The sequence below is a fragment of the Pseudomonas sp. UBA6276 genome (genome assembly GCF_002438365.1).
Classification (GTDB): Bacteria; Pseudomonadota; Gammaproteobacteria; order Pseudomonadales; family Pseudomonadaceae; genus Aquipseudomonas; species Aquipseudomonas coleopterorum.
Genome location: NZ_DJUS01000108.1, coordinates 1 through 8,263, shown reverse-complemented (window position 1 = coordinate 8,263; position 8,263 = coordinate 1). Strand labels below are relative to the sequence as shown.

Sequence of the window (8,263 nt, the reverse complement as noted above, 5' to 3'; positions counted from 1 at the left end):
CGTGTCGGCCTGCCTGGCCACCCCGTTCAAGATCAAGGGCCTGAACTACTCCATCGCCTCGGCTTGCGCCACCAGCGCGCACTGCATCGGTACGGCTATGGAACAGATCCAGATGGGCAAGCAGGACGTCGTCTTCGCCGGTGGCGGTGAAGAGGAGCACTGGAGCCAGTCGTTCCTGTTCGATGCCATGGGCGCCCTGTCCAGCAAGCGCAACGACACGCCTGAGAAAGCTTCGCGCGCCTACGACAGCGACCGTGATGGCTTCGTCATCGCCGGTGGCGGTGGCATGGTGGTGGTCGAGGAACTGGAACACGCCCTGGCCCGCGGCGCGCACATCTACGCCGAGATCGTCGGCTACGGCGCGACCTCCGATGGGTACGACATGGTCGCGCCAAGCGGCGAAGGCGCCATCCGCTGCATGCAGCAGGCCCTGTCCACCGTCGACACCCCGATCGACTACCTGAACACTCACGGCACTTCCACGCCGGTGGGCGACGTAGCCGAGATGAAAGGTGTGCGTGAAGTCTTCGCTGGCAAGTATCCGGCCATCAGTTCGACCAAGAGCCTGTCCGGTCACTCCCTGGGCGCCGCTGGCGTGCACGAAGCGATCTACTGCATGCTGATGATGGAAGGCAACTTCATCGCAGGCTCCGCCAACATCGACGAACTGGACCCTGCCGTGGCCGATCTGCCGGTGCAGACCGTTACCCAGGAAAACGTCGAGATCAACACTGTGATGAGCAACAGCTTCGGCTTCGGCGGCACCAACGCTACCCTGGTGCTCAAGCGCTGGACCGGCCAGTAAGGCTCATAGCCTTGCTTGAAGACGGCGCCTGCGGGCGCCGTTTTTTTTGCCTGCAGTCGGTCGGCTGACGACAGTTGAACCCCTTTGGCGGTACCAGCCTCTATACAGTGTGGTTTGTGCACTCAAACGAAGGGATCTCCATGTCTATCACCGTGACTACCGAACCCGGCGACGGATTTCGCCACCGCATCGACATCGATGGCCGCCACTCCTTCCATACCGACCTGCTCGAAGCCTTGGGTGGCGCAGATTCGGCCCCCTCCCCCCACGACTATTTCGACGCCGCACTGGGCGCCTGCAAGGCCTTGACCCTCAAGCTTTATGCGCAGCGCAAAAACATACCATTGACCGGGGTGAACATCGAGGTCAAGCGCGACAACAGCCAGGAGCCGACCGGCAAGTACAGCCTGCGGGTCAAACTGACGCTACTGGGCAATCTGACGGAAGCACAGCGCCATGACCTGGACCGGGTCGCCGATCATTGTCCGGTGCACAAACTGATGACCAGCGCGGTGATCGATATCGAGACGTATCTGGCGGAGGCCTAAACCAGGGTTGTTCGCGGCCGCTGACCGCTCCTACGGAAATGGCGCAGGAGCGGCCAGTGGCCGCGAACAGGCATTCCTAGTCACATGCTGACTCAGGCCTGGAACACTTCGTCGAGCAGGTTGTGCATGGCCTGGAAAGCGCGCGCCGAGACCTTGGCATCGTACATCTGCACACCTGGGTTGTTGGCCTCGGTGTCGGTGAATGAATGGTAGGCACCGCCGTAGCTGGTCAACTGCCAGTCCACACCTGCCGAGTTCATTTCGGAACGGAACGCAGGCAGTTGCTCGGCCGGCACCAGTGGGTCGGCGTCGCCGTGCAGCACCAGGACCGAACCCTTGATGTCATGAGCATCGGCCGGATTGGGCGTGTCCAGCGTGCCGTGGAACGACACGGTGGCTTTGAGCGGTGCGCCGGTACGTGCCAGCTCCAGAGCACAGCAACCGCCGAAGCAGAAACCGAAGGCTGCGGACTGTGCGGGATCGACAGCTGCGTGGGGTTGCTCATGCAACTGCTGCAACGCCACCTGCATGCGCTTGCGCAGCAAGGCGCGGTCGTTCTTCAGCGGAGTCATGGCCGCTGCGGCTTCGTCATTGTTGCTCGGGCGCACGCCCTGCCCATACAAGTCCACCAGCAGCACGACGTAGCCCTTGGAGGCCACGGCATGGGCGATGCGCTCGGCACCCTCGCTGACACCCATCCAGTTAGGCGCCATCACTAGCCCCGGACGTGGAGAAACGATATCGGCGTCGTACACCAGGCGGCTTTCGTACGCCTGCCCGTCGATCTGGTAGACCACGGATTGAACGGTCAATGTGCTCATGCTTGTACCCCCAAAAGGTCGTGACTGAAAACGAAAAAGCCCGCCGAAGCGGGCTTTTACCTGGACTGCTTAAACGGACAACTCGACCAGCAGCTTGTTCAGCCGCCGCACGTATCCGGCAGGATCTTTCAAGCTGTCACCGGCCGCCAGCGCCGCCTGATCGAACAGGATGTGGGAGAAGTCGGCGAAACGATCTTCGCTCTGCTCCACGTCCAGCTTGGCGATCAGCGGGTGGCTGGGGTTGAACTCGAAGATCGGCTTGGAATCCGGCACCTTCTGGCCGCTGGCTTCCAGGATCTGGCGCATCTGCAGGCCCAGGTCCTGCTCACCGATGGCCAGGATCGCGGGCGAATCGGTCAGACGGTGGGAAACCCGCACTTCGCTGACGGAATCACCCAGAGCCGCTTTAAGGCGCTCGACCAGCCCTTCCTTGCCCTTGGCGATTTCTTCCTGGGCTTTCTTGTCCTCCTCGGAGTCCAGCTTGCCCAGGTCGAGGTCGCCACGGGCAACGTCGACAAAGCCCTTGCCATCGAACTCGGTGAGGTAGCTCATCAGCCACTCGTCGATGCGATCGGTCAGCAGCAGCACTTCGATGCCTTTCTTGCGGAAGACTTCCAGGTGCGGGCTGTTCTTGACCTGCGCATAGGACTCGCCGGACAGGTAGTAGATCTTGTCCTGACCTTCCTTGACCCGTGCCAGGTAGTCGGCCAGGCCGACGCTCTGCTCGCCGCTGTCGTCGCTGGTGGAAGCGAAGCGCAGCAGGCCGGCGATCTTTTCCTTGTTGGCGAAATCTTCGGCAGGGCCTTCCTTGAGGACCTGGCCAAAGTTCTTCCAGAAGCCTTTGTATTGTTCGGGCTCGTTCTTGGCCAGTTTCTCCAGCATGTCGAGAACACGCTTGGTCAGGGCCGTTTTCATCGAGTCGATGATCGGATCTTTCTGCAAGATCTCACGCGACACGTTCAGGGACAGATCGTTGGAGTCGACCACACCCTTGATGAAACGCAGGTACAACGGCAGGAAGGATTCGGCCTGATCCATTACGAACACGCGCTGCACGTACAGCTTGAGGCCACGCGGGGCTTCGCGCTGGTACAGGTCGAACGGTGCACGGGCCGGCACGTACAGCAGCGAGGTGTATTCCAGCTTGCCTTCGACCTTGTTGTGGCTCCAGCTCAGCGGGTTCTCGTAGTCGTGACCGACGTGCTTGTAGAACTCCTGATATTCCTCGTCCTTGATCTCGGTACGCGGACGGGTCCACAGGGCGCTGGCGCGGTTGACGGTTTCCCACTCCTGCGCCGGAGCCTCTTCGCCTTCGGCCGGCGCGCTTTCCTTGGGCAGCTCGATCGGCAGGGCGATGTGGTCGGAGTACTTCTTGATGATATTGCGCAGACGGTAGCCGTCGGCGAATTCGTCTTCGGCGCTTTTCAGGTGCAGCACGATACGAGTACCGCGCTCGGCCTTCTCGATGTTGGCGACTTCGAACTCGCCTTCGCCCTTGGACGACCAGTGCACACCTTCGCTGGCCGGGGTGCCGGCACGACGGCTGTAGACATCGACCTGATCGGCGACGATGAAGGCCGAGTAGAAGCCCACGCCGAACTGACCGATCAGATGCGAATCCTTCTTCTGATCGCCGGTGAGGTTCTTCATGAAGTCGGCAGTGCCGGACTTGGCGATGGTGCCCAGGTGGGTCACGACATCGTCACGGTTCATGCCGATACCGTTGTCTTCGAGGGTGACGGTCTTGGCGTCCTTGTCGAAGCTGACACGGATTTTGAGCTCGCCACCGCCTTCGAGCAGCTCAGGCTTGGCAAGCGCTTCGAAACGCAGCTTGTCGACGGCGTCGGAGGCGTTCGAGATCAATTCGCGAAGGAAGATTTCCTTGTTGGAATACAGCGAATGGATCATGAGGTGCAGCAGTTGCTTCACCTCGGTCTGGAAGCCCAGGGTTTCCTTTTGAGTTTCCACACTCATGGTCATCAAACTCCAATCAGATGGCAGGTGCCGCCGATGAGCGGCGGGATGACAAGGAGATGGGGCCACCGATCGGTATTTCAAGGGTGGCGTCGGTAGACGAATGAGCCAGCACCCGTGAACGGCTTCTTTCACCCAGGGCCACCGTGAAAACCGGACGAGTGCTTGAACGGTACAGCACGCCTGCGGAAAAACCTCATTGCGATCCGACACTTATATATAACCGCAGTGACGGAACTTATATCCGGGGCACACCCTCTTAGCCTCGTAGATACCCAATAAGGAGAAACACCATGCGCAAGACACTCGCTTACTCCCTGATGCTGGCTGCCACCCTTGGTCTGGCTGCTTGCGACAAGAAATCCGAAGACAAGGCTCAGGACGCTGCAGAGCATCGTCAGGAAGCGCAGGAAAAAATGGACTCGGCTCAAGAGAAAATGAACGATGCCGCCAAGGAAAACGCCAAGGCCAACGAAGCGGCTGCCGAATCGAACAAGGCTGCAGCTCAGGAAGCGACCAAGTCCGACTCGAGCATGCCCGTAGCCCCAGGCACCACCCCTGCTACCCAGGTGCCGCCTGCCAAGAACTGATTGATCGGCGGCGCCTGCTTCGCGGGCAGAGCCCGCTCCCACAGGAGCGAGCTCGACCTGGCGATGAACGCGCCGCAATCAAGACAAAAAAAATCCCCGAACCAGTCGGGGATTTTTTATGCCTGAAGACTATAGGCAATCAGTCTTCGCGATAGCGACGCAGCTTCAACTGCTTGCCAGCGACGCGAGTATCTTTCAGCTTGCTCAGCAGACCTTCCAGACCTTCTTCCGGCAGCTCGACCAGGCTGAAGCTGTCACGCACCTGGATGCGACCGATAGCCTCGCGGGCCAGGCCGCCTTCGTTGAGGATGGCGCCCAGCAGGTTCTTCGCGGCGATGCCGTCACGAGCACCCAGGGCAGTACGGCAGCGTGCGCGGCCTTCACCCAGTGGCATGGGGGCGCGACGCTCGCGGTCACCACGGTCAGGACGATCACCGCTGCTGCGTTCGCGTGGAGCGCTGGTCGGAACCAGTGGCTGCTCTTTGTTGACAGCATCCAGGGTCAGCGCCTGGCCATTGGTGGCCTTGCGCAGCAGGGCCGCGGCCAGGGCACGCGGGCTGCAACCGATGTCGGCGGTCAAGCGGTCCAGCAACTCGCCGTGGGTGCTTTCGGCATCACCCACCAACGGCGCGAGGCTGTTGGTCAGCTTGCGAATGCGCGCATCCAGCACGGCCTGGCCATCTGGCAGGCGAACTTCAGCGACCTTCTGGCCGGTGACACGCTCGATGACCTGCAGCATGCGACGCTCACGTGGAGTCACCAGCAGCAGCGCACGGCCTTCGCGACCGGCACGGCCGGTACGGCCGATACGGTGCACATAGGACTCGGGGTCGTACGGCATGTCGACGTTGAACACGTGAGTGATGCGCGGTACGTCCAGGCCACGAGCAGCGACGTCGGTGGCGACGACGATGTCCAGGCGACCATCCTTGAGCGAGTCGATGACGCGCTCGCGCTGGTTCTGGGCGATGTCACCGTTGAGTGCCGCAGCCTTGTAGCCTTTGGCTTCAAGGGCGCTGGCCAGGTCGAGGGTGGCTTGCTTGGTGCGCACGAAGGCGATCAGCGCATCGAACTCTTCGACTTCCAGCAGGCGCAGGACAGCCGAGGTCTTCTGGTCGGCGTGAACCAGCAGGTGAGCCTGCTCGATCGCGGTGACGGTCTGAGTCTTGGTCTGGATCTTGACGTGCTTGGGGTCTTTGAGATGACGCTCGGCGATGGCGCGGATCGACTGTGGCAAAGTTGCCGAGAACAGTACGGTCTGGCGAGTCTCGGGCATGGCCTTGAAGATGACTTCCAGGTCATCCATGAAGCCCAGCTTGAGCATTTCGTCGGCTTCGTCGAGCACCAGGTGGTTAACCGTGGCGAGGACTTTCTCGTCGCGACGTAGGTGGTCGCAGAGACGGCCGGGGGTAGCGACGACGATTTGCGCGCCGTTGCGGATGGCTTTCAATTGCGGGCCCATCGGGGCACCGCCGTACACGGCCACTACGGTAACGCCAGGCATCTGCTTGGCGTAGGTTTCGAATGCAGTGGCTACTTGTAGCGCCAACTCACGGGTTGGCGCCAGGATCAGGGCTTGCGGCTCGCGCTTGCTCGGGTCGATACGATGCAGGATCGGCAGAGCGAAGGCGGCGGTTTTGCCGGTGCCTGTCTGCGCCTGGCCGATCATGTCATGACCGGCGAGAATGATCGGGATCGATTGTTGCTGGATAGCCGAAGGCTCTTCGTAGCCGGTAGCGACTACAGCAGCAACAATGTTCGGATGAAGTTCGAGAGCGGCGAAGCCGCCGGTTTCCTGGGTCATGGGTCTGCCTCTAAGTGCATCCGCAAAGACCCATGCTCCAAAGCTGCGCATGCCTTGTAAGACTCGAGAGTCACCCTGGCAGCTTTGTCGGCGGGGATTTGCGAAAACGATTGAATGAAAGAATCGTTAGGGAGAGTCCGCGGAACGGACATGCAGCCGAAGCTGTCTTCGGGGGATTGCGCTACCTAAACGTGGCCTGGTTAAAGACCGGCGCGCACTATACCTGAAAACGGCCGCAAGGTGAGACTTTTTTGTACCTTGGTGCCGCATGCACGGCCGAGCCACGCGGGCTTTGCGCGAATCGGCATCACGGTCTATTTTAGCGAAGGCGCCTGCGCAGGTGCGGCGGCTGAAACCTTTCATCCAAAACCTTCGGAGAATGCCGTCATGCCCACCCCCTGCCCCGGCAAGGTCAGCTGCGAGCTGCGCGAGCACGTCATGCTCATCGGCCTTGACCGCCCTGCCAAACGCAATGCATTCGACTTGCCCATGCTCGATGCCCTGAGCCTGGCCTACGGCACGTTCGAGCACGAGCCGATGGCGCGGGTGGCGCTGGTGTATTGCCACGGTGAGCATTTCACCGCAGGGCTGGATCTGACGGCGGTGAGCACGCGTCTGAGCCAGGGTTGGCAGGTGCCGCCCGGCGGCTGCGATCCCTGGCGGGTGTCCGGCGGGCCGGTGGTCAGCAAACCGGTCATCGTCGCGGCGCAGGGGTACTGCCTCACCGTGGGCATCGAGCTGATGCTCGCAGCCGACATCAACCTGTGCGCCAGCAATACCCGCTTTGCCCAGATGGAGGTGCAGCGCGGGCTGTTCCCGTTCGGCGGCGCCACCTTGCGCCTGCAACAGATTGCCGGCTGGGGCAATGCGATGCGCTGGCTGCTCACTGGCGATGAGTTCGATGCTCACGAGGCGCTGCGCCTGGGCCTGGTGCAGGAAGTCATGGCCAGTGAGGACCTGCTGCCCAACGCGCTCGCCCTGGCCCAGCGGATTGCCCGGCAGGCGCCGCTGGGCGTGCAGGCGACCCTGGCGTCGGCGCGCCTGGCGATCAGCGACGGCGAAGTGGCCGCCAGCCGCCAATTGGCAGCGACCACGGGACGGCTGTTCGCCAGCGAGGACGCGCGCGAGGGCCTGGCGGCGATGCAGCAGCAGCGCCCTGCCGTGTTCGTCGGCCAGTAGCAGGGGGCATCGAGTCGACGCGGCGTCTCAGGTCGCCGGGCGGATCAGGTCGATCAGGCTCTGCAGGGAATAGCCCAACTGCGGCGCCAGGGCTTCGGCACGCAGGCGCAGACCGGGCAGGTCCAGCTGCTGCTCGATATCGGCCGGTACCATCACGATCACGTTGCCCTCCTTCACCGGCAATTCCCAGTAGTGGCGCTGGTAGAGCCCACGTAGCAACGCAGCGCCGAGCGGCTTGCCATCGTTGCCGGCCCACTGGTTGATGATCAGCCAACCGTGCGGGTTCAGGCGTTGCTGGCACTGTTCGAGAAAGCGCCAGGCCAGGTGCGCGGGCGCCGGGCCGTGATCGGTATACAGGTCGACGAAGATCAGGTCGGCGGTTTCGGCGCTGGGCAGCAGTTCCAGTGCGTCGCCGACCCGGATGTACAGCCTGGGATCGTCTTCCAGGCCCATGTATTCGATGGCCAGCCGGGGCACGTCGGGGCGCAGTTCGATGCATTCGACGTCTTCGAGTGGCAGGAACTTGAGGCAGGCCTGGGTCA

7 protein-coding genes and 1 pseudogene are annotated in these 8,263 nt (G+C 62.0%); 4 read left to right on the top strand and 4 right to left on the bottom strand.

What is annotated here, in order from left to right:
• Both B2V21_RS12755 and B2V21_RS12750 read left to right on the top strand, forming a co-directional pair.
• On the top strand, positions 1 to 805 hold an 805-nt coding region (locus tag B2V21_RS12755; protein ID WP_286917018.1), incomplete at its 5' end, for a beta-ketoacyl synthase N-terminal-like domain-containing protein.
• Between the two features lie 140 nt (positions 806 to 945).
• Positions 946 to 1,353 carry an OsmC family protein gene (locus B2V21_RS12750; protein WP_056843226.1) on the top strand — a complete coding sequence of 136 codons (408 nt, stop codon included), beginning with the start codon at positions 946 to 948 and terminating at the stop codon, positions 1,351 to 1,353.
• Positions 1,354 to 1,445: 92 nt separating this feature from the next.
• Here B2V21_RS12750 and B2V21_RS12745 read toward each other — a convergent pair whose 3' ends face one another.
• Positions 1,446 to 2,174 (bottom strand): dienelactone hydrolase family protein, encoded by a 729-nt coding sequence (locus B2V21_RS12745; RefSeq protein WP_286917017.1) that lies wholly within the window; start codon positions 2,172 to 2,174, stop codon positions 1,446 to 1,448.
• Between the two features lie 69 nt (positions 2,175 to 2,243).
• Positions 2,244 to 4,148: a molecular chaperone HtpG gene (gene htpG / locus B2V21_RS12740; RefSeq protein ID WP_286917016.1), complete on the bottom strand. Its 1,905-nt coding sequence runs from the start codon at positions 4,146 to 4,148 to the stop codon at positions 2,244 to 2,246.
• 293 nt (positions 4,149 to 4,441) lie between these two features.
• Between htpG and B2V21_RS12735 the strand changes: the two genes are divergently transcribed.
• A complete protein-coding gene (locus tag B2V21_RS12735; RefSeq protein ID WP_049861017.1) occupies positions 4,442 to 4,738 on the top strand; it encodes a hypothetical protein in 297 nt (98 codons plus the stop codon).
• A gap of 139 nt (positions 4,739 to 4,877) precedes the next feature.
• On the opposite strand, the pseudogene B2V21_RS12730 reads toward B2V21_RS12735, so the two are convergent.
• Positions 4,878 to 6,576, bottom strand: a pseudogene (locus B2V21_RS12730) (DEAD/DEAH box helicase).
• 353 nt (positions 6,577 to 6,929) lie between these two features.
• Here B2V21_RS12730 and B2V21_RS12725 point away from each other — a divergent pair.
• Positions 6,930 to 7,721: a crotonase/enoyl-CoA hydratase family protein gene (locus tag B2V21_RS12725; RefSeq protein WP_286917015.1), complete on the top strand. Its 792-nt coding sequence runs from the start codon at positions 6,930 to 6,932 to the stop codon at positions 7,719 to 7,721.
• A gap of 27 nt (positions 7,722 to 7,748) precedes the next feature.
• On the opposite strand, the gene B2V21_RS12720 is transcribed toward B2V21_RS12725, so the two are convergent.
• The coding region (locus B2V21_RS12720) for a spermidine synthase (protein WP_286917014.1) at positions 7,749 to 8,263 on the bottom strand (515 nt) is incomplete at its 5' end.